The organism is Flintibacter sp. (assembly GCF_046973065.1).
In genome coordinates this window covers 1-23,721 of record NZ_JBKVXZ010000024.1, presented here as the reverse complement: position 1 = coordinate 23,721, position 23,721 = coordinate 1, and the positions used below count along the sequence as shown (strand labels likewise).

Sequence of the window (23,721 nt, the reverse complement as noted above, 5' to 3'; positions counted from 1 at the left end):
GGGCGGACCCGACAAAAATCGGGTCCGCCCGGAAAAATTGACCGTATCGAGTTGAAATTTACGCCTTTTCCTTAGGCAGCAGGATGTTCATGATAATGGCCACGAAGGCGGCGGGCACGATGCCGGAGCCGCCGAAGACCAGCTGGATCCACTGAGGCAGGCCGGAGAGCACCGCGCTGTTGGCGCCCAGGCCGTAGCCCAGACCCAGAGCCACCGAGACGATGGACATGTTCCGGGCGGTGAGGGGCTCCTTGGTAATGAGCTGGATACCGCTCATCACGATGGAGGAGAACATGATGACCGCTGCACCGCCCAGCACGCTCTGAGGCATGATGGACACGATGGCCGCCAGCTTGGGCAGCAGGCCACACAGCACCAGGAACACAGCGCCGCAGGCCAAAGCAGTGCGGTTGATGATCTTGGTCATGGTCACCAGACCCACGTTCTGGCTGAAGGAGGTGTTAGGCAGCACACCAAACAGGGCGGCGAAGGAGGAACCCAGGCCGTCGCACATGACGCCACCGGCCAGCTCCTGATCGGTGGCCTCCCGGCCCATGCCGCCCTCCATCACGCCGGAGATGTCGCCCACCGTCTCCACCGCGGTGACGATGAACATGATCATCACAGGCAGGATGGCCCGCAGATCAAATACCGGCTTGACAGGCATCAGCGCGGGGATAGAAACCCAGCTGGCCTGAGCCACCTTGTCCCAGTTGAGCACCCACGCCTTGGTGTACTCCACCCCATCGGCGGTAACGCCGGTGGTGGACAGGAACAGGGGCAGAATGGCACAGATGATGTAGCCGCAGACGATGCCGATGAGAATACAGGAGGAGCTGGCCAGCCCCTTGGCCCCGTGCTTGAGAGCCAGGACGATGATCATCACCGCCAGGGCGATGAGCAAGTTCTCCACAGAGCCGTAGTCCTTGGTGCTGGTGCCGCCGCCGAAAGAGCCCACGCCCACGCTGATGAGGGAAAGGCCGATGGACAGCACTACGGTACCGGTGACCACGGAGGGGAAAAAGCGGCGCAGAGGCTTTAAGAACGCGCCCAGCACCGTCTCAAACAGGCCGCCTAAAATGGAAGCGCCCATAATGGCCCCATAGGCCACGATGCCGCCGCCCATCACGTTGACCACGCTCTGGAACACGCCGATAAAGCCGGAGCTGGTGCCCATGATGATGGGTACCTTGCCGCCCACCGGGCCGATGGCAAACAGCTGCACCAGGGTGACCAGACCGGCTACCAGCATGGCATTTTGCAGCAGCACTACCTGGATGGCGGCAAAGTCCTCTGCCCCGCTGGTGGCGGCGCACAGATTGGTGATGATAAGGATGGGGGTCAGGTTACCCACAAACATGGCCAGCACATGCTGAAGCCCCAGGGGAATGGCCTGACGCAGGGGAAGACGCCCAACAAAATCGAAGGGCGTCACAAATTGTCCGGAACGCTCCATGATCTTCCTCCCTGATATTTTTCTAGTGTGAGACCTATATTATAATCAGATTTCTCGGACGTTCACAGTGTATTCATAAATTTTCCTGTTTTTCTCCATTTTCCGCAAGACCGCACCAATAAGCGCCGCTGTCTTTGTCCCGTTTGACGCAAATATCCGGGTAAATACGGCGTAAAATGGCCTGTATCTCCCCTTCCGTGGCCTCTCTGGGGCAGATCTCCCCAACCAGCTCTCCTCGGCGCAGCAGCAGCAGGCGGCGGCACCAGGTAAGGGCCAGAGCCGGATCGTGGAGCACCACAAGCCCCGCCTTACGCTGGGTGCGGATGAGCTCCCCTACCGTTTGAAACAGAAGCTGGGTGTTATAGAAATCCAGGGCACTGTTGGGCTCGTCCAGCAGGAGGATGGGCGCGTCCTGCACCACTGCACGGCCCAGGTGGACCATCTGCCGCTGGCCCTCGCTGAGGGCAGCGCAGTCGGTGTCCAGTAGCTCCTCCAGGCCAAACTGCCGGGCGGCCTGAGCCACCCGCCGCCGTCCGTCCTCCCCCGCCGGGCGCAGAGGCCCTGTCCAAGGGTAGCGGCCCATCTCCAACACCTCCCGCGCCCGCAGGCCGGGCAGCAGCTGGGGTCGCTGGGGCATGAGAGCCAGGCGGCAGGCCCGTTGACGGTGACTGAGCTGTTCCCAGTCCTCTCCGTCCAGCAGAACCCGTCCTCCCGTTACCTTGGCCGAGCCGGTCAGGGCACGCAGAAGCGTGGTTTTCCCGCTGCCATTGCGGCCCAGCAGCCCCACCAGCTCCCCTTCCTGAACTGAAAAGGAGATATCCTTGACAACCGGTGAGCCGTAACCGGCACACAAATTTTGTACCTCAAGCATCGCCGCCATATCCATCCCCCCTCCGGCACAGCAGCGCCACCAGAACCGGGGCGGCAAACAGCACGGTAAAAATACTCAGCGGCAGCTCCGCTCCCGACGACAGGGACCGGGCCAACAGGTCAGCGCACAGCAAAACCACCCCTCCGACCAGTCCGCACAGGGGCAGGTAGGGTCCTCCACGGCGGCCCAGGAGCAAAAAGGCGATGTGGGGGGCAATGAGGCCCACAAAGGAGATCACTCCCGTCACCGACACCACCGCCGCTACCATCAGGGTAGTGATCCCCAGCAGCAGGGCACGCCATAAAGTGGGATCCAGGCCCATGCTCCGGGCGCTCTCCTCTCCCAGGGACAGCATCAGCACTTCCCGGCGGAAGAGGAGCAGAAGGCCTAGACAGGCCAGCACTGTAATAGCAGGCAAAACCACTTTACCCGCCGTGATCGAGGCCAGACTTCCCATGGTCCATACCTCCAGGTCGGCCAGTTCCCGCTCTGGGTCGGCCATGATCTTCAGCGCCATCAGCCCCGCCTCTGCCAGGGCGGAGACCACCACACCGGCCAGAATGTAGCTGCCGGTGCGCTCCAGCCGGGCGGCCCGTACCAGAAACAGTACCAGCCCCAGGGCAAGCAGGCCCATGGTGAAGGCTCCGGCCATGATCTCTCCGCTGCCCCCTGCCCCCAGCACGATGACACAGGCGGCTCCCAGCGAGGACCCAGACGCTACACCAGTGAGGTCGGGAGAAGCCAGTGGATTGCGAAAGATGATCTGGTACACACCGCCAGCCACCCCCAGAGACAAGCCGGAGATCAGGCCCATGCACATCCGGGGCAGGCGCAGCTGCCAGAATACCCGAACGGGCATGGTGTCCCCCAGTTTTCCGGTCAGAATATCAAAAATCTCTCCCACCGAAAGGGGATAGCTGCCTATAAAGAGGGAGACCACCGCCAGGGCGGCCAGCACAAGAGCCGCGGCCAGTACGGCGGTAAATTCCCGGGTATGTGGTTTCATGGCGGTGTTCCTCCTTTTCAATCAAATTCAAAGAAATTCTGTTTCTTTGATACGCCCGCCTCCTGAAAGATGGGCATACCAAAGGGACAGAAAAAAAGTGGGGGGAGGAGTTTTCCTCCCCCCTGCTTGGATTCTTACTTGGTGATGAGGCTGGCGTCGATGTCGAAGCCGTAGAAGGTTTTATAAAAGTTCTGGGCGTCGGAGACAAAGGTCTCAAAAGAATAGACGTCAGGGTGAAGTACGCTGGTCAGCCACATGGTGCCCAGGATTCCGGAGGGAATGGGAGAATCCCACTCCTCAATGCCCTTGGGCATGGCATACACCGCGCCATTCACCACAGCAGGCAGCTGAGACAGCTGGGGATCGTTCATTACATCCTCCACGGTGTACTCGGCTGCGGTGGGGATGATGAACACGTCGGGAGCCATGGCCAGCAGAGTCTCATAGGAGACCTGGGTCCAGTAGTCCCCCTCCATCTCCCCGACGGCGTTCACGCCTCCGGCGATGTCGATGAGGGTGCTCTGGTACATGTCCTTGGGTGCGGTGTTCAGGTAGGTGGAGTTGGCGCCCATGTAGACCACCGGCTCCTCACAGCCTTGGGTCAGCTCCTCCATGCGGGTGATCTGCTCCTCATAGTAGTCGGTAAGCTCCTTGGCCCGGTCCTCTACGCCGCAGGCCTGGCCAATCAGGGTAAGCATCTCCACCAGCAGGTCGTGACTTTCCGGGTTCACCACCAGCACAGGGATGCCCAGCTCCTCCAACGCGCTCACGTAGTCCTGGAGCTTCAGGGGCATGATGACCAGGTCGGGATCCAGGGCGGCACAGGCCTCCACGTTGAACTCCTTCAGGCTGCCCACCGAGGCCTGCTCCAGCAGCCCAGGTGCGGCCATCTGGTAGATGGGACGGCTCTCCGGCTTGTTTTCCAGGCCCACCACCCGGTCGTCCACTCCCAGGGCGATGGTGGCGTAGGTGGTGATGTAGTAGCAGCTCACCAGGGTCTGGGCGGGACCCTCCAGGGTAACTTCCCGTCCGGCCTGGTCGGTAAGCACAATGGCCGAGCTCTGCTGGCTCTGGGAGCTGTTCTGTCCGGTGCCGGAATCGGCTCCGTTTCCGCCGCTGCATCCGGTGGCCGACACCGCCAGCAGGGCGGCCAGAGCCAGGGCGGTCAAACGCTTGGCAAAAGATCGTTTCAAGTTTGTCTCCTCCTTATACAAACTCTGGGTTATCCTGGCATATTGTACCCTGCCGGGCTCTCCTTGTCAAAGAATTTCCCACGGACAGACACAAAAACCCGGAGAACCAAGGGGTTCTCCGGGTCTTAATATCACTTATCGCTGGGACTCCATGGTAGTCTGGGGCAGCAGGGACAGGGGGTCCACCAGGCTGTCGTTCTGAGCCACCTCAAAATGGAGGTGAGGCCCAGTGCTCTTTCCTGTCTTGCCCACTGCGCCGATCGTCTCACCGGCGGTCACGGTCTCCCCTGCCGCCACCTGGATTTCGGACAGGTGGCAGTACTTGGTGGTCAGTCCGCCGTGGTCCAGTACAATGTACCGGCCGTCGTCGGCATTATAATCGGTCTCGGCCACGGTTCCGGCCGCTGAGGCCAGTACCGGCGTGCCTGCATCCAGCACGATGTCAATTCCGTTGTGGCTTGTGGTCTGTCCGGTGATAGGATGGACCCGGCTGCCGAAGGGCACGGACAAGGTGACGCTGCCCTGAGTTTCCACGGGCCACTGGAGAGTGACCTCCTGCTGCTCCAGCTGTACGGAGCTGCCTGCTGGTTTCTCTTCCGTGGGTGCGGCATGGGCTCCCAAGGCCACCGAGGTGAACAGCACAGCCACACAGGCCCCAGCCGCCAGCACCCCGGCAAAGGGTTTGCGCTTATGATCCATAATATGTATCAACCTTTCTTTCAAACACTGCTTCTTGGAAAGGCAGGCGGCAAAGTGGGGTGCGGGAACGGCGCACAGCTCCAGCAGCAGCTGGCCGTATCGGGCACGCCGCGCCTGGTCCCAGCCCCGGCACACGGTCTCGTCGCAGGCGAGCTCACAGAACCGGTCCAGCTGCCCCAGCAGCCACCAGGCTGCCGGGTTGAACCAGTGGAGCACCGAGACCGCCACAGCTATCCGCTTGACCCAGAGGTCACGCCGCCTCCAGTGAGTCAGCTCGTGGGAGAGCAGGGCCTCCAGGGCCTCCCCCTCCAAGGACAGGCAGGGCAGCACCACAACGGGCCGCACCAGCCCCATCAGCATGGGGGTGACGGCATCCGGGCTGCAAACCATCCTGGGCGGACGGCGGAATGAGCCGGTAAGGGCGGCGTAAACTGCTTGGGTCTCCTTTGGGGCGGGACGGGCACGGCGCAGGACGCTCTGGGAAAACCGGGCATAGCTTACTCCCCGCACCGCCAGTATCACTCCGGCTCCAGTCAGCCACACCGCCCACAAAAGGGCTTCTGTGGTCACAGGAGATGTGCGGGGCGATACAGGCTCCGCCGCGGGGCTTCCCGTTTGCTCTGGGACGGTCAGGGTCCACGACTCCTGAGGTGCCTCCACCGCCTGGTTGAGCAGGCTGTGGGAGGTGGTCCAGGGACACAAAAAGCGCAGCAGCACCAAGATCCACAGGACATAGACCGCCCGGGCAGAGATCTTTCCTTTTAATCCCCGGCAGATGAGGGCGGTCACGCCCGCCAGCAGCGTCCCGGACAGGGACACGCTGCCCAGCACCAACAGCTTATCCATGGCCTTCGTCGGGGTACAAAATGCCCCGCAGCTCACTCAGATCCTCGGAACTTAGGGGACAGCACTCCACCAGTCCCGCCACCAGATCCCGGGCGCTGCCCTGATAGACCCTCTGCAAAAAGGACTGGGTGGACCAGCGCTGGTAATCCTTACGGCCCAGCAGCGGCCAATAGTAGAACACGTCCCGCTTTTCGCAGTCCACCGCCCCCTTCTCCCGCAGCCGGCGCAGCAGCGTCTTTACCGTGGAAGCGTCCCAGCTGTGGGTCTCCTCCAGAGCAGCGCGGATGGCCGCGATGGGCATGGGTTCCGCCGAGCGCCACAGTACCTCCAGCACCTCCAGCTCGGAAGACGAGATCTTTGCCGCCAATTCTTTCATCCAATATGACCTCCTAACAAACAGGGTACAGCTGTAACCCATTTACAGGTTACAGCTGTACCCTCGCTTTGTCAACCCCTATTTTCCTTTTTGGGAGAGAAAATGGCCCGCCGGATGGTTCCGGCGGGCCAAAATAATGTGTTTTATACTGTTGGAGTTCCAGGACCGTCGCCTGGGCCCTTTCTTTTCCAGGAGATCAATCCCTTCTTCCGAAGAATCACCACAGCAGCCACGGCGATCACGATGAGCACCAGGACCAGCACCAGGTTGTAGGACAGCATCACCAGCAGTTCCTTACTGCCATTGATGAGGCCCCGGAAGCTGGACTGAACGCCGGCCGCCATGCGCGCGCCTAAACTGTCCCGCTCCCCGGGGGTGGTGGTGATGGTCTTGACCTCATCCAGAGTGAGCTCAATGGTGGAGTAGCTAATGAGACTGTCGTATTCATTGAGAGAGGTGGTGAGGCTCTCGATCTCGTACTCTACCTCGCTCAGGGCATCCTCCAGGGCCACGATGGTCTCCATACTGTCCGCCTTCTCCAGCAGGGAGAGCAGCCGCTCCTGCTTGGTACGCTGGGCCTTCAGGCGAGCCTCCGTGTCGTAGTACTGCTGGCTTACGTTTTCGCTCTTCTCGCTCTGGCTGGTCACGTAGCCCAGTTCCCCGGTGCGGCCCAGGAAGGTATCAAACTGCTCCTGGGGCAGACGGATGGTGTAGTTGCCCCACCGTGTGGCGTTCTGGTTGCGCAGGCTGCCGCCCTCCACGCTGGCGCTCTGGAAGTAGCCGCCGCACTCGGCCACCATCTTCTCCAGCGACTCCACCGCCTGATCAAAGGTCTCGGTCTGGACCTGAAGATAGGCCCGGCGGATGAGCTTGGCGTCCTGGTAGACTGAGGCACTGCTCTGGCCCTCCGACTCCTCCGATGCGTCCTGGGTACTCCCGTTGCTCCAACCGGAGTCTGTCCCGGTCATCTCATTAGTGGCCCCGCCGCTGGACGAGGCGGCAGTGTCTCCGCTGGCTCCGCTGCTTCCGGCGCCGCAGGCACACAATCCGGTAAGGAGCATCAGGGTCATAAGCAAGGCAAGCATTCGTTTCATGTAAAATCCCTCCCATACTTGTTGGGTCCCTCTACCCTTCTAGACGGATTTTCCGGCGGGAGGTTCGTGGTTAAGAAGAAAAATTTTCAGGGAACCTCTCCCCTTTTGCTCACATAGCATGAGAAAAACAGGAGGTAATCCCTTATGCCTATTATCTATCTCTCTCCCTCCACCCAGGAGAAAAACTACTATGTCAACGGCGGCACCGAAGAACAGTACATGAATCTGCTGGCCGACAAAATGGTGCCCTATCTCAACGCCTCAGGTATCCGCTACTCCCGCAATACCCCGGAGATGACCGCGGTGTCCTCCATCGCCGCCTCCAACGCGGGCAACTATGACCTGCACCTGGCCCTCCACTCCAACGCTGCCCCAGAGGGCAAGTACGGCAGCGCCCGGGGTATCATTGTTTTCTACTACCCCGGCAGCCAGGAGGGGCAGCGGGCGGCCACCATCATCGCCAACAACTTAAAGAGCATCTATCCTCTGCCCAACCTGGTTCGTGCCGAGGCCACTACCTCCATCGGCGAGGTGCGCCGGGTGCGGGCTCCGGCAGTCTTTCTGGAGCTGGGCTACCACGATAACCAAGAGGACGTAGCCTGGATCAAGCAGAATCTGGACGCGGTAGCCAAGAATCTGGTCATGTCCCTGTGCGACTTCTTCGACATCCCCTTCCTGGATCCCTCCACCAGCCGCTTGGGCCGGGTGGATGTGGACTGGGGGGTGCTGAACATCCGCGCCCGCCCCGACCTGGAGGCTCCCATCCTGGCCCAGGCTCCCGATGGCTCCCCTCTTACCATCCTCAACCAGTCCGGAGGCTGGTATCTGGTAAACTATGCGGGGACCATCGGCTACGCCAAAGACGACTTTGTCACCCTGAATTAAGGAGGCGCGCCGATGGATATCCATGTGGTCCATCCTGGGGATACCCTCTACTCCATTGCACAGCAGTATGGTGTTTCCATGGCCCGGCTGCTGGAGGACAATGATCCACCCGACCCGGCGCGGTTATCCGTGGGTCAGACCCTGGTGGTACGCTACCCCAAGCAGATGTATCGGGTCCGTGCCGGAGATACCCTGTCCTCCATTGCCCGCGCCCATGGCCTGACCGTGCGTCAGCTGTGGCAGCGAAACCCCGGCCTGGGCGGCGGCAGCACCATCTACCCCGGCCAGGAACTGGTCCTCTCCTACCGTCAGACTCCTCTGGGCAAGCTGGTGGCCGGTGGTTACGCAAAGCCTGACATTGACCCGGGGCTGCTCCGCTCTACCCTGCCCTGCATCTCCGACCTGGCTCCTTTTACCTACGGATTTACCCCCCAGGGCGAGCTGATCGCCTTAAACGACACCGCTTTGATCTCCGCGGCCAAGTCCGTGGGGGTGCGGCCCTGGCTCCACCTGTCCACCCTCACCGCCGCTGGTACCTTCTCAAACCAGCTCTCCCACGCGGTCTTTACCGACCTCCAGGCCCAGAACCGGCTGATCGCGGCTCTGGTGGAGACGGTGCGGCGCAAAGGCTACCAAGGGGTGGATGTAGACTTTGAGTTTATCCTCCCTGAGGACGCCAACCGCTACCCGGAGTTTATCGCCAATCTGCGGGAGAGTTTCGCCCCCCTGGGGATCCCGGTCATGGTAGCCCTGGTGCCCAAGACCAGTGCAGACCAGAAGGGCGACTTCTATCAGGGACACAACTACCGCCTTCTGGGCGCGGCGGCGGACTATGTGTTCCTTATGACCTACGAGTGGGGCTATACTTATGGGCCTCCCATGGCGGTGGCCCCCCTCGATCAGGTCACCCGGGTGGTAGACTACGCTTTGAGCGAAATCCCGAGGGAAAAAATCTGGATGGGCATACCCAACTACGGCTACGACTGGAAGGTACCCTATCAAAAGGGTACCATAGCCCGGTCTATTTCCAACCAGCAGGCCATCGCTCTGGCTCAGAAACACTATGCCGCCATCCGCTTTGACTCCGCCGCCCAGTCCCCCTGGTTTCGGTATGTGGATGGGGATGGCCAGGAGCACGAGGTTTGGTTTGAGGACGCCCGGAGCATACGCGCCAAGCTGGAACTGGCCCACAGACGGGGGCTCTACGGGGTGAGCTACTGGAACCTGATGCGCCCCTTCCCACAGAACTGGGTCCTGCTCACCACTCTCTACGAAATCGAAGACTAGGGCTGGATTTTTCCCGGAACATGGAGTAAAATGACGGAGTAAAAATTTTCCCACAAAGGAGAACTGAGAATTATGTCCGTGGAAGTTGGAATCAAGGGCCGCGCCGAAGACGTGGTCAGCGAGAAGAACACCGCCCAGGCCGCCTGCTCCGGCGCTCTGCCTGTATTCGGCACCCCCTTTATGACCGCTCTGATGGAGAAGGCCGCCTGGACCTCCATCGCCCCCTACCTGGCCCCCGGCGAGAGCACCGTGGGCACCAAGCTGGACGTGAGCCACGACTCCGCCTCCCCCATCGGCATCAAGGTGTGGGCTGAGAGCGAGGTCACCGAGGTGGACGGCAAGCGCATTGAGCTGAAGGTCGCCGCCTACGACGAAAAGGGCATGATCGGCCACGGTACCCACCAGCGCTTCATTGTCACCGACGAGCGCTTCCTGGCCAAGACCGCCAAGAAGCTGGAGGGCTGAGCGATGTCCATCGAGCGGGTGCGGGCCTACTTTAAGGAGTTGGGCCGAGAGGGCGATATTCTGGAATTCCCCGTCTCCAGCGCCACGGTGGAACTGGCCGCCCAGGCGGTGGGCGTGATCCCCGCCCGGATCGCCAAGACCCTCTCCTTCCTGGTGGACGGCAAGTGCGTGCTTATCGTGGCCGCGGGAGATGCCAAGGTGGACAACAGCAAGTACAAGGGTCTGTTCCACACCAAGGCCAAGATGCTTACCCCGGAGCAGGCCGTGGAGATGACCGGCCACGCCGTGGGCGGCGTGTGTCCCTTCGCCAACCCGGAAGGAGTGGAGACCTACCTGGACGTGTCTCTCCAGCGCTTTGACACGGTATTCCCCGCCGCAGGCAGCTCCAACTCCGCCATCGAGCTCACCTGCAAAGAGCTGGAGGAGTACTCCCACAGCCGGGGCTGGATCGATGTATGCAAAGCCTGGCAGGATAACTCGAACCAGTGACATAGTCACTGGTTCGACACTGGATGCACGAAAGCTTTGCCTCGATTTCTTCCGAAATTGTCGGCAAATCTTTCGTGAGAAGTGTCATTTCTGACGCGCATGTCGCCGGAAATGACGAGATTTCACTTTATTCCGTCGCCTGCGGGCGACGGAACTCCTTGCAGGAGCGCTTTCTCTACAAATAAAAATTCCGTGAGTGACACCACTCACGGATTTTTTTACTCTTTGATCTCATTCATGATATCCAGGAGCATGACCAGTTCATCCCGGCAGCCGTAGTTGTCCAGCACCTGGGGAGACAGCTCTTCCGCCAGCAGCTCCGAGCCCAGTTTCTGGGCCCGGGCCAAGTCCTGCCGGTTCCCTATCCCCTGGGCCAGACACCGCACCAGGCGGCAGATGCAGTTCACATTGCCCTGTTTGGCTCCCTGCCGATAGAGGGTGTAGGCCTGCTTCAGGTCCTGCTCTACCCCCAACCCTTCCTCATACATCCGGCCCAGAGACCAGTAGGCGCTGTCCATGTTCTGCTCTTTGGCCTGCTCATAGCAGGTCCGTGCTTTGTCCAGATTTCCGGCCTTCTCCAGATACCAGCCCATGTTGTAGACGGCGTATACATTTCCAAGCTCAGCGGCCTTGCGGTACCACTCCATGGCCTTGCCCAGGTCTTTGGGCACGCCGCGGCCCTTGGCCAGCAGCTCGGCAAAGTTGTTCATCCCCGCGCTGCTGCCCAGCTGGGCGGACCGCTCATACCAGAGCGCGGCGTTGGTGTAATCCTGCTCCACGCCCTGGCCCAGTTCATAGCTCAGTCCCAGGGAGAACATAGCCTCCCGGTCCCCCTCCTTGGCCGCCTTTTTATACCACTCCACGGCCAGATCCGGAGCGGCAGCCACGCCGATTCCATCCATCAGGCAGTCACCCAGCTGTACCATGCCCCGGGTGGCGCCCATCTGGGCCGCCTGGCGGTAGAGCTCCACCGCACCTGCCGGGTCGGAGTCCACCCATTTGCCGGTCTGCTTGAGCCACCCAAGGCAGCACATGCCCTCCGGGTCGCCTCCCTGAACAGCTTTCTCGTACCAGCGCACCGTCAGTTCCTTGTCCTGCTCGGTGCCTACGCCGAACTCATAGTGCTTGGCCAGGGCCGTCTGAGCGGGAGCCTCCCCCTGAAGGGCGGCTGTGCGCAGCCACTCCACCGCTTTGGCGTGGTCCTGGTCAACGCCGATCCCGTCCTCCAGACAGTGGGCCAGCATCCGCTGGCCCCGGGCGGAGCCGTGTTCCGCCGCCGCCAGATACAAAGAAGCGGCGCCCGCCGGGTCCTGGGGCGTGCCGATACCCTGCTCCAGACAGACTCCCAAATTACACAGAGCGGCCACGCTGCCCATCTCCACCGCCTGCTTGTAAAGCCAAACCGCCTGTCGAAGATCAGGTTGGATCCCGATGCCCTGCTCCATGCAAAGTCCCAGGTTGCAGGTACCCCAGCCGCTGCCCAAACTGGCAGAGCGGCGAAAGCAGGCCAACGCTTTCTCGTCATCAGCGGGCTCCTCCTCCGTCCAATAGAGCCCCAGGCGGCACCACTCGTCTCCGGTCAATTCCTCCTCCCAGCGTTCCTTTAGGGCCTGGCCGCAGCGGGGGCAGGCATCGGGCAGGGTGTCTCCCTCCCCGAACCAGAGGCACTCCTCATTGGTACAGCTGTAAATCATGCGCTCACACCCCTCGCTCCACGATTTCATAGATTTTCTTCAGGTCCAGGCTCTCACGCAGGGTCTGGGCCAGTTTGTCATATTGGCGCTGCTTATAGCTCCAAAGGGTTTCCTTGGGGGCCTCCCCGTCCCAGTGGAGCCCCTTTTCCTCCATCAGCAGGCAGACAAGCCGCTCCACCAGCTGGGGCGAATCCAGCAGACCGTGGAGGTAGGTACCCAGCACCGAACCGGACACCGTAAAGAGCGCCTCGCTCTGGCCCATGTGGATCTCGTACCCCTCCAGAGGACACCCGGAGAGTGAGGCAAGCAACCCACGGCACTCTGGGAAGAGGCAGGTTGTGCGGGTGGTGGTTTTTTCAGAGGAAAAGACCGTGGTGGTATCCAGCAGGCCCATGCCGTCCATGGAGCCGCCGCCCTCTGCGCCTAATGGATCGGAGAGCTTCCGGCCCAGCATCTGATAGCCTCCGCATATGCCCATGACCGGGGTTCCCCGACTGGCCAGCTTCAAAATGGCCGCCTCCAGACCACACTGGCGCAGCCAGCGGAGATCGGCCAGGGTGCTTTTAGTGCCCGGCAGGATCACCAGGTCGGGCCGTCCAAGCTCCTCTGCCCGGTCCACGTACCGCAGGCCCACCGCCGGGTGGCGCTGGAGAGGATCAAAGTCGGTAAAGTTGGAGATGCGGGGCAGGCGGATGACTGCCACATCCAAAGGTGCCTTACCGCCCTGGGCGCCCAACCGGGAGGACAGGCTGTCCTCCTCGTCCAGGTCCAGATTCATCCAAGGCACCACGCCCACGACGGGGACTTTGCAAAGCTCCTCCAGCTGTTGAAGGCCGGGACGGAGCAGCTCCACATCCCCACGGAACTTATTGATGATGGTCCCCTTCACATAGGGGCGCTCCTCCGCCTCCAGCAGGGCCATGGTGCCGTACAGAGCGGCAAACACCCCGCCCCGGTCGATATCCCCCGCCAGCAGCACGGGAGCCCCCACCATCCGGGCCAGCCCCATGTTGACGATGTCCTGGGACTTCAAATTGATTTCCGCCGGGCTCCCGGCCCCCTCCAGCACGATGATGTCATACTGCTCCTCCAGCGTGTGGTAGGCCTCCATCACCTGGGGGATGAGCTGGCTTTTTTGCCGAAAGTACTCCGAGGCGGTGAGGTTGCCCACCGCCCGGCCGTTCACAATGACCTGACTGCCCACGTCGCTGGTGGGTTTTAAGAGGATGGGATTCATCTCCACGGTGGGCTCCACCCCCGCCGCCTCTGCCTGCATCACCTGAGCCCGGCCCATCTCCAGGCCCTGGGCGGTAATGAAGCTGTTGAGGGCCATATTCTGGCTTTTAAAGGGGGCTACCTTGTAGCCGTCCTGGCGAAAGATGCGGCACAGTCCCGCCGCCAATACGCTTTTGCCCGCGTTGGACATGGTGCCTTGGATCATAATAGATTTTGCCGGCATGTTATTCTCCTCTCAGCAGCGTGCTCAATACGGCGATCAGCCGCCCGTTTTCCTCCGGGGTACGAAGTCCCGCCCGGTACCACCCCGGCCCCAGGCCGGCGTAATTGGCGCAATCCCGCACCAGAATACCGTTTTCCCGCAAGCGCTTCCCCAGGTCCTCCGGGCCGCAAAAGAGCAGAAAACAGCTCTCCGACGGGCACACCCAAAGCCCCAGTTCCTCCAAGGCGGCTTGCAGTCTGTCCCGTTCTCTCTCGATCTCAGGAAAACATGTAAAAGGCCAGCGGGGAAATGACTGTAAAGCACATTCCCCTGCTATCTGTGCTGGGATCGATACCGGCCAGGGCTGTAAGATGCGGGCCATCTGCTCCAGCAACGCCCGATCTCCGCACAGACAATAGCCCAGGCGCAGCCCGGCCAGAGCATAGCTTTTTGTCAATGCCCGGAACAAAATCAGGTTTCCTCCCGCCAACTGGTCGGTCAAGCGGGCAGGCCGGGCGGCGGTGAGCTCCAGAAAGCACTGGTCCACCGCCAGCATGGCTCCCACCTGACGGCAGCGGGCCAAGATCTGATATAAAAGTTCTTCCTCCATCAGCCGCCCGGTGGGATTGTTGGGGTCGCAGAGGAACACCAGCTCCACCCCGGGGACGATGGCCTCCAGCAGGACCTGATCGGGAACAAATCCATTCTTCCGGGAGAGGTGCACCTCCTCTATCTGGCAGTCCACTCCCTCCAGCGCCCGATGGTATTCTCCAAAAGTAGGGGCAAGGAGAATTGCTTTCTTCGGTCTCAGGCTCAGGGCAAAGCGGTCAATAAGGTCGGCGCAGCCGTTGCCCCACAGCACCATGTCTTCCTCCACCCCGTCCCGCTGGGCGGCGGCACGGACCAGTCCCCGGCACTGGGGGTCGGGATAGCCCTGGCGCAGGACCCCCTCCTGGGCGGCGCGCAGGACCGCCTTGGGTGCTCCGGCGGGATTCAGACAGACGGAGAAGTCCAGCAGTCCAGCATTGCCGCCGTATACATCTCCCCCGTGAACGATCTGTTCCATCACTTCTCACCCCTTACAACCATATAGAAAGCCCGGCAAAAAGCAGCAAAAACAGCGCTGCCGTGGCGTACATCAGCCAGCAGGCCCTGGGAATGTCCTCCGGCTCTACCGGGCGGATCGGATCGCCCAGGGTGGGCTTGTGGACTACCTTGCCAAAATAGCTGGCGTCCCCTGCCAGTTGCACTTCAAGGGCTCCCGCGCAGGCGGCCTCGGTGTGAGCGGAATTGGGGGAGGCATGCTTCCGCCGGTCCCGCCAAAAGATGCTCCAGGCCCGTCGGCCAGAGCAGCCGGGCAGCAGAGCCGCCCCGAGACACATCAAAAGCCCGGACAGCCGGGCAGGAATAAAGTTTAACACATCGTCCAGCCGGGCGGAGGCCCAGCCAAACCAGCGGTACTTCTCATTTTTGTAGCCTACCATGGAGTCCAGGGTACTCACTGCCTTGTAGGCCATTCCAGCAGGCAGTCCCCCCAGAAAGAGAAAGACCAGCGGGGCGGTCACTCCGTCACAGGTGTTCTCCGCCACCGTCTCTACCGCCGCCTTGGCCACCCCGGTCTCATCCAGGGTCTGGGTATCCCGACCTACAATGCGGGACACCGCCTGTCGTGCCCCCTTCAGATCGTGCTTTTTTAAGGGATAGCAGACCGCCATACTCTCTTTTTGAAGGGACCGGGCGGCCAGCAGCTGGTAGGTAAACCACAGCTGTACTACCCAGCTAAGCCACGGCGATACTTGGTCCAAAACCCATAAAATCAGGGCGCTGCCGCTGCCAAACAGGATGGGCAGAGCCATAGCCAGAATGATTCCGGCCCCACGTTCCCATGCTGGGGTCTTCGGAAAGATGCGCCGGAGCAGTCTCTCCAGCACAGAGATGGTCCCTCCCATCCACCGCACCGGGTGAGGCATCCAGTGGGGATCCCCCAGCAGCAAATCCAGAGCCGCAGCGGGCAGCAGGACCGTCCAGAAGAAATGTGCCATGGTTTAAAGCTCCTCTAATAATTTGAGGGTAAAGGGATTTTCCTGCACAGACACTCGGAAGCCTCCGCAGTTTTTCACCTGCCAGTCGTAGAGCTTGCGCTCCGGACGGCCGAAGGTCCCCATCACCACCAGCCAAGTACCTCCGTGGGCCACGATGGCTGGACGCTCCAATCCCAGAGCCTTGGCCTCCTGGGCCACGGTCTGGATGCCCCGGCGGCAGCGGGCAATGAAGTGCTCCATGGACTCCCCATGGGGGAAAGTGATGGTCATGTCTCCACCGATCCAGGCGCGGTAGATTTCCTCGTCCTTCAGCTCCTCCCAGGTCTTGCACTCATAGTCCCCGAAGTCACACTCCTGAAGGTCCGGAACGATGCGCTGCTCCATACCGGGAAACAGGAGCTCCGCCGTCTGGCGGCAGCGCTTCAAAGGAGACACCCAAATGCCGTCCACCTCCGGCATGCGCTCCCGGCGCTCCCGGGCCAGCGCCTCTCCCTCTGGGGCCAATGGCTGGTCCGTGGACCCGACATATTGTTTTTCCAAATTACCCGGCGTCAGACTGTGCCGGATGAGAACGAATTCCATGGTTGGCTCCTTTTCCTTTCTTTATTTCAGCCGCATGGCCAGACCGCACTGGAGACGGTATACGGCCTGGGCCTCTTGGGCCAGCTGACAGCACAGCCGTCCGATGGCCTCCCGGCGCTCCCGGTCATGGCGCTCCATCGGTACCACTCCGCAGCCTACCTCGTCGCAGATCACCGCCTCATAGTTCAGCAGCTCTTTCAGATGGGGCAGAGGCTCCAGCTTATGGAGGGCGGGCAAGGTTTTTCCCGGGTCACAGCCCAAGGTCGTGGCAAACTCCCGCTTGCCTGCGCCCCGGCCGCCGATAATCAAAATCATAACACCGCCTCCAGACGCTGCGCCAATACCAGGCCCGCCAGACACCCCAGCTCACACAGCTGCAAAAACCACCCCGCCAAATCGCCGGTTACTCCGCCGAACTCCTTAAGGGCGGTACGTTTGTAGTAGAAGTAGACGGCCAGTCCCGCTGCCGCCGACAGCAGATACCAGGGGTTCAACGCCCCCAAGGCCAGCACGCACAGCAAAGCGCCCAGTACCAGGCTCCAGGGGAAGCCCGTCCCGGTTACCGCCGAGAGCATCCCCTCTCCCCGGGCGTTAGGCAGACGCAAGGCTCCCCATCCCGACAGGCACCGGCTGTAGAGCGGCAGCAGACATACCGCACCCAGGGTATTTATATCAGGGAATTTTACTTCACACCATAAGCCAAACAAGGCCAACAGATAGCACACACAGCCCAAAACGGCAAAAGCTCCCACCCGGGAGTCCTTCAAAATCTCCAGCTTCCGCTCTCGACTCTGGTGGGAGGCCAGGGCGTCGCATACATCGCAGAAGCCGTCCATGTGGATGCCTCCGGTGACCAGAATAGGCAGCAGAGTCATCCCCACCGCCCGCAGGACGGTACCCAGCTCCAGAGCCCAACACAGGGCCAGCCAGACGGCCGAGGCTGCGCTCACCGCCAGACCTATCAGGGGAAAGACGTACAGTGTGAGACGGCGGCTCTCGCTCTCCCAATCCAGAGGCGGCATGGGCACCCGGGAGTAGAGGGCAAAAGACATGCCCACCGCACGCAGCCACTTCATACCATCTCCCCCTTCCAAATAACCGGGATACCGCACACCAGCTCGGCCACCAGGTCATAGCGTTTTGATAAATTGGTCTGAACCTGGGAGAGCACCTCCAGATAGGCCATGGTCTCCGGTGGGTAGTCCTCCCCGTCCCGGAAGAGATCGTTGCCCACCACCACCAGGTGCTCCGCTTTGTGCTCCAACGCAGTCAGACCCCGTTCTAACGCCGCCAAAGCAGCGTCTTTGTCCACGGCTTTGCCGGAAAATACCTCGTTGGCCACCAGATTGCCCAGGTCCTCTAGCAAAACAGTGGCTTGAGACGGAATGGAACAGGTCTCCAAATTCCGGGGCTGTTCCAAGGTCGTAAACCCTTTGCCTGCACGGGCCTGGCGGTGGCGGGCGATACGCTCCGCTCCATCCTGTCCCCAGGGTTCCATGGTGGCCAGATAGATCAGGGGACCGCCCAGACGGCAGGCCAGATCTTCCGCCCAGCTGCTCTTCCCGCAGGCAGAGCCCCCCAGAACCAGGGCCCTCAGGGGGTTACCCCCGCTCGGGCAGGGCCGGACACCGCCCGGCCGTCAGGCTGATAGGCCTCGATCCCCATATGGTCGAAGGTGGACATATTCTGATACACAGACAGGGCCATGTCCAGCAGCGGCATGGCCGCCACTGCGCCGGTGCCCTCGCCCAGGTGGAGCCCAGCATCCAGAACCGGCTCCAGCCCCAATTCCTGGAGCAGAAGCTGCCCGCAGGGCTCCGCAGGACGGTGGCTGGCCAGCATGGCCTTTCGGGCGTTGGGGCACAGGCGCACCGCCAGCAGAGCCGCCGCACAGGAGATGGCTCCGTCCAGCAGCACCGGCCGATTTCGAGCCGCTGCTCCCAGGTAGAACCCTGTCATAGCAGCGATGTCAAGCCCGCCCACTTTACTTAAAGCATCCAGAGGATCTTTTCGGTTTGGTTGGTTCTGTACCAAGGCCCGCTGGATGACCGTCACCTTGTGCACCAGGCCGGCGTCAGACAGACCCGCCCCACGCCCAGCGGTCACCGAGGGGGGAAGATCCAGCAGCACGCTGGTCACCGCTGCGGTGGTGGTGGTGTTGCCGATGCCCATCTCCCCCGCCGCCAGCAGGGCGATATCCTGGTCATCCAGCTCCATGGCGATCTGTGCCCCGGCCATCAGGGCAGTCTGGGCCTCTTCCCGGCTCATGGCGGGACCTTTTGTCATGTCGGCAGTACCTGGGCGGACAGATAAATCCCGCACTCCGGGCACAGGGGCATGGGCCAGTATACCCACATCCACTGGGACTACCTTCGCTCCCGCTACCCGGGCCATGTGGCACACCGAGGAACACCCCTCGCCTAAAGCTTTGGCCACCGCCAAGGTGACCTCCTGCCCGGTCTGGGTCACTCCCTGGGCTACAACCCCATTGTCGGCACAGAATATGGCCACTGCCTTAGCACCCAGGGACAGATCTGTTTTTCCGGTAGCCCCTGCTACCCGCACCAGCATCTCCTCCAGATGGCCTAAGCCGTTGAGCGGCTTGGCAATGGCATCCCAGTTTTTCCGGCAGCCCTCCATGGCGCTTTGATCCGCCGGGGTAATGGCAGCCAGCAGTTCTTCCAGCTCCATAATCATCTCTCCTTCCACCGGCGGCAGGCGTCGGAAAACCGCCGGGCCACTTGGGGGCAGGACGGCAGATATAAGTGAGGAAATCCGGCAAACAGATTCCCCTTACTAATCATGCAATTCCAGTGTTTCTCACTCTCCGGCTTTTGAGCCAGACAGGCTTGTCCGTTCCGGGTACAGTCCCAGCGGTGAAACTCGTGGGCGGCCACGGTCTCCCCAGAGCGCAGATAGGCACTGTCCTCCTGGGAGTGCAGCGTCACATATCCAAAGCGCTGCAGCTGCCCGGTTCGGTATCCGGCTCCCTCCAAAATTCCAGCCATGGGCCAGGCCTTGCCCTGGGAATCCTCCAGGGTCTGCTGCAAGTAGAGGAATCCTCCGCACTCGGCTAAAATAGGCATGTCCGCCTCGGCAGCTTCACGCAGAGCCTTCCTCATAGAGACATTTTCGCTGAGCATTTGGGCATACAGCTCTGGATAGCCGCCCCCCAGATAGACCCCGCAGGTACCCTCCGGAAGCTGTTTATCTGACAAGGGACTAAACTTTACGATAGCTAGGCCGCAGCGCTTTAAGAGTTCCAGATTCTCCTGGTAGTAGAAGCAGAAAGCTTCGTCCCAAGCTACTGCCAGTATCCCGGCAGGCACCTCTAGTGCCTCCTGCTCTTCCGGAATCTCCAAAGGTGGCGCGGACTGTGCAAGCTCCAGCAATCGGTCTACGTCGGCGTATTGTTCTAAAGCATCCGCCAGCTTCTCCACCCGCTCTCCCAGGTCCTGGATCTCCCCCGGGGTATAGAGTCCCAGGTGGCGGCTGGGGATAGAGCACTCAGGCAGCCGGGGCAGACAGCCTAACATGGGCAGCCCGGTTTCCCGCTGGATGTCCTGGCTGAGCCGGGCAGCCATGGCAGGAGTGGTCCCATTGAGGAGCACCCCCGCCACCTGGCTGGGCTGACGGAACCGGGCAAGTCCCTGCAGGACCGCCGCCAGGGTAAGGGCGGAGCCTTTCGGCTCCGCCACCAAAATGGTCGGGGTTTGGGTAACCTGGGCCACGTGCCAGCTGCTGGCCCGCTCGCCCCCTCCTACCCCATCATAATAGCCCATAACACCCTCGATGACTGCCGCGCCCCGGCCCTGAGCTCCCAGAGCCAGATTGCGCCGCACTTCATCGGGAGAGGAAAAAAACAGGTCCAGATTTCGGCTGGGCAGCCCCAACACGCTGCGGTGAAACATGGGGTCGATGTAGTCCGGCCCGCACTTGAAGGCGCAGGGAGCAAGCCCCCGGCGCTCCAGCACCCGCAGCAGAGCGCAGGTGAGGTGGTTTACCGCTGCCGCTGGCGGAGCGGCCAGCAGCAGACGGGGAACGTGACAGGTCATAGACAAAGCCCTCCTGCAAGGAGTTCTGCCGCCGGAAGCGGCAGAATAAAACAAAATCCGTCATTTCCGGCGACATGCGCGTCGGAAATGACACTTCTCCCCCAAGATGGGCCGACTTTTCCGCTAGGAATCGAGGCTCATCTTGGGTTCAGCTCCACTCAACAAAGTGGCAATGCCACTTTGTTGATGTTAGAAGGTATCCTCCTGAGCCCGATCCACCCCATCGTCAAGGTCAAAGGGCGGAGCATCCTGGGCGGGTGTGGGTATAGCAGGCGCAGGAGCAGGCGGTTCCGGCGCACCGCCCGGGGCATCCGAGACAATGCCCTGGCGGTACTTCATCTCCTGCCACTGCTCCTTGGTAATGAGCAGCTGCCGGGCCTTGGAGCCCTCGAAGGGACCCACGATGCCCTTTTCCTCCAACTGGTCCACCAGTCGGGCAGCTCGGGCATAGCCCAGCTTCAGCCGCCGCTGGAGCATGGACACCGATGCCTGCCCGGTCTCCACCACCACCTCGGCGGCGGCATTGATGAGCTCGTCATACTCCTCATCCCCGTTTTCCATGGGATTGGAGCCGCCCACGCCCTTGGCGCCCTTGTCCTTCTCAGCGGCGTGATGCTCGATCTCCTGCATGACCTGATCGTCATACTGGGCCGCACCGCTGTTCTTCTTGACAAAGTCTACCACCGAGGCTACTTCACCGTCGGAGATAAAACAACCCTGGACTCGAGTAGGCTTGCCGCTGCCCAGCGGAGCAAAGAGCATATCGCCCCGGCCCACCAGTTTTTCTGCGCCCTGGGTATCCAGGATAATGCGGGACTCCATGGCGGAGGCCACGGCGAAGGCGATGCGGCTGGGGATGTTGGCCTTCATGAGGCCGGTAATCACGTCGGCAGAGGGACGCTGGGTGGCGATGACCAGGTGCATCCCGGCGGCACGGCCCATCTGAGCCACACGGCAGATGGATTCTTCCACCTCTTTGGCCGCCACCAGCATCAGATCGGCCAACTCATCGATGACTACTACGATGGAGGGCATTTTTTCCATGCCCTCGGTCTTGGCGGCCAGGGCGTTGTACTCCTCCAGCTTGCGCACGCCCACCTCAGAGAAGGTGCGGTAGCGCTTCATCATCTCAGTGACCGCCCACTGCAGGGCTCCGGCCGCCTTTTTGGGGTCGGTGACCACGGGAATCAGCAGATGGGGAATGCCGTTGTAAATGCCCAGCTCTACCATTTTCGGGTCCACCATGATGAGACGAACCTCTTCGGGGCTGGCTTTATAAAGGAGGGAAATAATCAGGGAGTTGGTACACACCGACTTACCGGAGCCAGTGGTACCAGCGATGAGCAAGTGAGGAAGCTTTCCAATGTCCCCTACGATAGCTTGTCCGCTGATGTCCTTACCTACGGCAAAGGATACCTTGGATTTGCTGCCGCTGAAGGCCTGGGAGGCGATGACCGAGTGAATGGACACGGGAGAAACCACCTTGTTGGGCACTTCGATGCCTACCACCGAGATCTTGTCGGGGATGGGGGCGATGCGCACACCTGTAGCACCCAGAGCCAGGGCGATATCGTCGGCCAGATTGGTTAGCTTGTTGAGGCGCACGCCCTGGTCCAGCTCCAGCTCATACCGGGTAACCGAGGGGCCGCGCACCACGTTGACAATGTTGGCGTCGATGCCGAAGGAGTGGATGGTATCACTGAGCCGCTGACGGTTGGCACTGAGCTCGCCCAGGGCCTCTCCCCCCAGCTCTCCCTTTCCCTCCTGGAGCAGTTCCAGGGGCGGGTATTGGTAAGGAGGCGTCTGCTGAGAGAGTCCCTGCTGGATATGGGCGGAGACCTCCTGAGCAGCCTGCTGGCTCTCCTGCTGGGTCATCTTGGGCACAGCGGGCTCCCGGACGATCTCAGGCATAGCCATGGGAGCCGGGGCAGGAGGCACAACGGGGACAGGTTCTGGCGCGAAGGAAGTTTCCTTTACAGGCTCTGCAATCTCAGCCTCTGGGGCAAAGATGGGGTCGGGCTGGACGGGCGGAGGCGGAGTGGTAAAGATGGGATCGGCCGCAGGTTCCGGCTTTGTCTTGACCGGCTCCGGTTCCGGCGTAACAGTTTCCTCGGGCTGTGCCGGGCTGGCGTCGGCAGTACCTCTCAGCAGCTGATCGGGAGCAGGCACCCGGGATATCCGGTTAAAGAAGCTGCCCTTGCGCTTCTCCGGTGCCGGAGTGGGCTGGGGCTCCTTGCCTACCAGAGGTCCATCCTCTACCGGGATATCGATGTCGGCGGATCGGCCCCGAGCAGTCTTGATCTCCACTCTGGCAGCCGGTGCGGGAGCCTGACGGCGGGGACGCTCCGGGATCTCCTGGGGCTCGTACTCCGGGCGGTTGAAGATCCAGTCGGCCACATCCACAATGGTGCGGTTAAAGGCCCCAAGAGCCAGAAGCAGGAAGGCCAGCACAAAGACCACGGTGGCGCCGATGCTGCTGAACACTTGGACAAAGGCCTGGGCCACGGTACCCGACAGGGCGCCGCCGCTTCTCATGGCCTCGCCTCCGGCCCACAAGGTCTTAAGCAGAGTGGCATCCCAGGGCAGCACTGGATTCAAAAGGCCATGAACGGTACAGGAAAATACTCCCGGCAGAGACAAGGCGCATGTCAGGCGCAGAGCCACCGGGCGTCCCCGGTGGAAGGCCAGGATATAGCTGCCCAGCAGCAAAGCAGGCGGCACCAGCCAAAAGCCGTAGCCAAACAGCCCCTTGACCAGTCCGCAGAAAAAGTCAATGAACAGCGCCTTCATATGGAAATAGCCAAAGGCGGAGAAGATGGCCAGCAGCAGGCAGATCACCGCTCCTGCTTCCCGGCGGAAGGGTTTATTGGCAGAGGAACTGCTTCTCCCCTTCCCGGATGCGGGCTTTTTGCTCCGGGATGAGCTGGACGATGTAGTTTTTCGTTTCCCAGCGGAGGAAGTCTTCCGGCTGGTGCTGGACTTCTTTTGGGTCGCCATAGTATTCGGTCCTTTCGGATAATATCAAAAGGCGCGGTCATGCGCCGAAACCTGTGGTGCGTCCTCCTTAGTCGGCGGGCACCGCCCTGATTGGGCATACATACTTATCATACCATATCCCAGGTTACGATGCCAGCCCCTTTCGCTCACTGAAACAAAAAACGCGGGGAACGGCAATACTGCCGTTCCCCGCAGATGGGGTACAGAAAACGAATTAGGCCTTGTTGTCGCAGCCCAGCACGTCGA

22 protein-coding genes are annotated in these 23,721 nt (G+C 61.3%); 4 read left to right on the top strand and 18 right to left on the bottom strand.

Annotation, left to right across the window (positions count from 1 at the left end; genetic code table 11):
- Positions 1-58 precede the first annotated feature (58 nt).
- The 7 genes from ACLTXB_RS10020 to ACLTXB_RS09990 form a co-directional block, all read right to left on the bottom strand.
- Positions 59-1,456 carry a uracil-xanthine permease family protein gene (locus ACLTXB_RS10020; RefSeq protein WP_428226880.1) on the bottom strand — a complete coding sequence of 466 codons (1,398 nt, stop codon included), beginning with the start codon at positions 1,454-1,456 and terminating at the stop codon, positions 59-61.
- A 73-nt stretch (positions 1,457-1,529) separates the two neighbouring features.
- Entirely contained in the window at positions 1,530-2,336 is an 807-nt protein-coding gene (locus tag ACLTXB_RS10015; RefSeq protein WP_428226879.1) for an ABC transporter ATP-binding protein, read from the bottom strand.
- Positions 2,320-3,333: a FecCD family ABC transporter permease gene (locus ACLTXB_RS10010; protein WP_428226878.1), complete on the bottom strand. Its 1,014-nt coding sequence runs from the start codon at positions 3,331-3,333 to the stop codon at positions 2,320-2,322. The genes ACLTXB_RS10015 and ACLTXB_RS10010 overlap by 17 nt, the downstream gene beginning before the upstream one ends.
- A gap of 134 nt (positions 3,334-3,467) precedes the next feature.
- A complete protein-coding gene (locus tag ACLTXB_RS10005) occupies positions 3,468-4,526 on the bottom strand; it encodes an ABC transporter substrate-binding protein (protein ID WP_428226877.1) in 1,059 nt (352 codons plus the stop codon).
- 135 nt (positions 4,527-4,661) lie between these two features.
- Positions 4,662-6,071, bottom strand: a complete 1,410-nt coding sequence (locus tag ACLTXB_RS10000; protein ID WP_428226876.1) for a M23/M56 family metallopeptidase — start codon at positions 6,069-6,071, stop codon at positions 4,662-4,664.
- Positions 6,064-6,447 carry a BlaI/MecI/CopY family transcriptional regulator gene (locus tag ACLTXB_RS09995; RefSeq protein ID WP_428226875.1) on the bottom strand — a complete coding sequence of 128 codons (384 nt, stop codon included), beginning with the start codon at positions 6,445-6,447 and terminating at the stop codon, positions 6,064-6,066. Before ACLTXB_RS09995 ends, ACLTXB_RS10000 begins: the two co-directional genes overlap by 8 nt.
- 143 nt (positions 6,448-6,590) lie before the next feature.
- Entirely contained in the window at positions 6,591-7,541 is a 951-nt protein-coding gene (locus tag ACLTXB_RS09990) for a DUF4349 domain-containing protein (RefSeq protein ID WP_428226874.1), read from the bottom strand.
- A gap of 144 nt (positions 7,542-7,685) precedes the next feature.
- On the opposite strand from ACLTXB_RS09990, the gene ACLTXB_RS09985 reads away from it, so the two are divergent.
- The 4 genes from ACLTXB_RS09985 (at position 7,686) to ACLTXB_RS09970 (ending at position 10,667) form a co-directional block, all read left to right on the top strand.
- A complete protein-coding gene (locus ACLTXB_RS09985; RefSeq protein WP_428226873.1) occupies positions 7,686-8,426 on the top strand; it encodes an N-acetylmuramoyl-L-alanine amidase in 741 nt (246 codons plus the stop codon).
- 12 nt (positions 8,427-8,438) lie between these two features.
- Positions 8,439-9,713: a LysM peptidoglycan-binding domain-containing protein gene (locus ACLTXB_RS09980; RefSeq protein WP_428226872.1), complete on the top strand. Its 1,275-nt coding sequence runs from the start codon at positions 8,439-8,441 to the stop codon at positions 9,711-9,713.
- Between the two features lie 72 nt (positions 9,714-9,785).
- A complete protein-coding gene (locus tag ACLTXB_RS09975; protein WP_008980641.1) occupies positions 9,786-10,178 on the top strand; it encodes a thioesterase family protein in 393 nt (130 codons plus the stop codon).
- A gap of 3 nt (positions 10,179-10,181) precedes the next feature.
- On the top strand, positions 10,182-10,667 hold the full coding sequence (locus ACLTXB_RS09970) for a YbaK/EbsC family protein (RefSeq protein ID WP_428226871.1): 486 nt from the start codon (positions 10,182-10,184) through the stop codon (positions 10,665-10,667).
- A gap of 218 nt (positions 10,668-10,885) precedes the next feature.
- Here the strand turns inward: ACLTXB_RS09970 and ACLTXB_RS09965 are convergent, their stop codons facing one another.
- From ACLTXB_RS09965 to ACLTXB_RS09915, 11 genes are all read right to left on the bottom strand, one after another.
- Positions 10,886-12,391 carry a tetratricopeptide repeat protein gene (locus ACLTXB_RS09965; protein WP_428226870.1) on the bottom strand — a complete coding sequence of 502 codons (1,506 nt, stop codon included), beginning with the start codon at positions 12,389-12,391 and terminating at the stop codon, positions 10,886-10,888.
- Complete coding sequence (locus tag ACLTXB_RS09960; RefSeq protein ID WP_428226869.1) at positions 12,366-13,820, bottom strand: cobyric acid synthase; 1,455 nt, start codon at positions 13,818-13,820, stop codon at positions 12,366-12,368. Before ACLTXB_RS09960 ends, ACLTXB_RS09965 begins: the two co-directional genes overlap by 26 nt.
- Before the next feature lies 1 nt (position 13,821).
- Positions 13,822-14,865, bottom strand: coding sequence for a pyridoxal phosphate-dependent aminotransferase (locus ACLTXB_RS09955; protein WP_428226868.1), 1,044 nt, complete (start codon positions 14,863-14,865; stop codon positions 13,822-13,824).
- Positions 14,866-14,878: 13 nt separating this feature from the next.
- On the bottom strand, positions 14,879-15,841 hold the full coding sequence (gene cbiB, locus ACLTXB_RS09950; RefSeq protein ID WP_428226867.1) for an adenosylcobinamide-phosphate synthase CbiB: 963 nt from the start codon (positions 15,839-15,841) through the stop codon (positions 14,879-14,881).
- A gap of 3 nt (positions 15,842-15,844) precedes the next feature.
- The gene (locus tag ACLTXB_RS09945) at positions 15,845-16,423 is read right to left on the bottom strand and encodes a histidine phosphatase family protein (protein ID WP_428226866.1); all 579 of its coding nucleotides are present in this window, start codon (positions 16,421-16,423) and stop codon (positions 15,845-15,847) included.
- Positions 16,424-16,444: 21 nt separating this feature from the next.
- Positions 16,445-16,738, bottom strand: coding sequence for a bifunctional adenosylcobinamide kinase/adenosylcobinamide-phosphate guanylyltransferase (locus tag ACLTXB_RS09940; RefSeq protein ID WP_428226865.1), 294 nt, complete (start codon positions 16,736-16,738; stop codon positions 16,445-16,447).
- The gene (locus ACLTXB_RS09935) at positions 16,735-17,499 is read right to left on the bottom strand and encodes an adenosylcobinamide-GDP ribazoletransferase (RefSeq protein WP_428226864.1); all 765 of its coding nucleotides are present in this window, start codon (positions 17,497-17,499) and stop codon (positions 16,735-16,737) included. Before ACLTXB_RS09935 ends, ACLTXB_RS09940 begins: the two co-directional genes overlap by 4 nt.
- A complete protein-coding gene (locus ACLTXB_RS09930; protein WP_428226899.1) occupies positions 17,496-18,005 on the bottom strand; it encodes a bifunctional adenosylcobinamide kinase/adenosylcobinamide-phosphate guanylyltransferase in 510 nt (169 codons plus the stop codon). Before ACLTXB_RS09930 ends, ACLTXB_RS09935 begins: the two co-directional genes overlap by 4 nt.
- An 11-nt stretch (positions 18,006-18,016) precedes the next feature.
- On the bottom strand, positions 18,017-19,114 hold the full coding sequence (gene cobT / locus ACLTXB_RS09925) for a nicotinate-nucleotide--dimethylbenzimidazole phosphoribosyltransferase (protein ID WP_428226863.1): 1,098 nt from the start codon (positions 19,112-19,114) through the stop codon (positions 18,017-18,019).
- Between the two features lie 2 nt (positions 19,115-19,116).
- Entirely contained in the window at positions 19,117-20,478 is a 1,362-nt protein-coding gene (locus ACLTXB_RS09920; RefSeq protein WP_428226862.1) for a cobyrinate a,c-diamide synthase, read from the bottom strand.
- Between the two features lie 189 nt (positions 20,479-20,667).
- On the bottom strand, positions 20,668-23,475 hold the full coding sequence (locus ACLTXB_RS09915; RefSeq protein WP_428226861.1) for a DNA translocase FtsK: 2,808 nt from the start codon (positions 23,473-23,475) through the stop codon (positions 20,668-20,670).
- Positions 23,476-23,721: the final 246 nt, after the last annotated feature.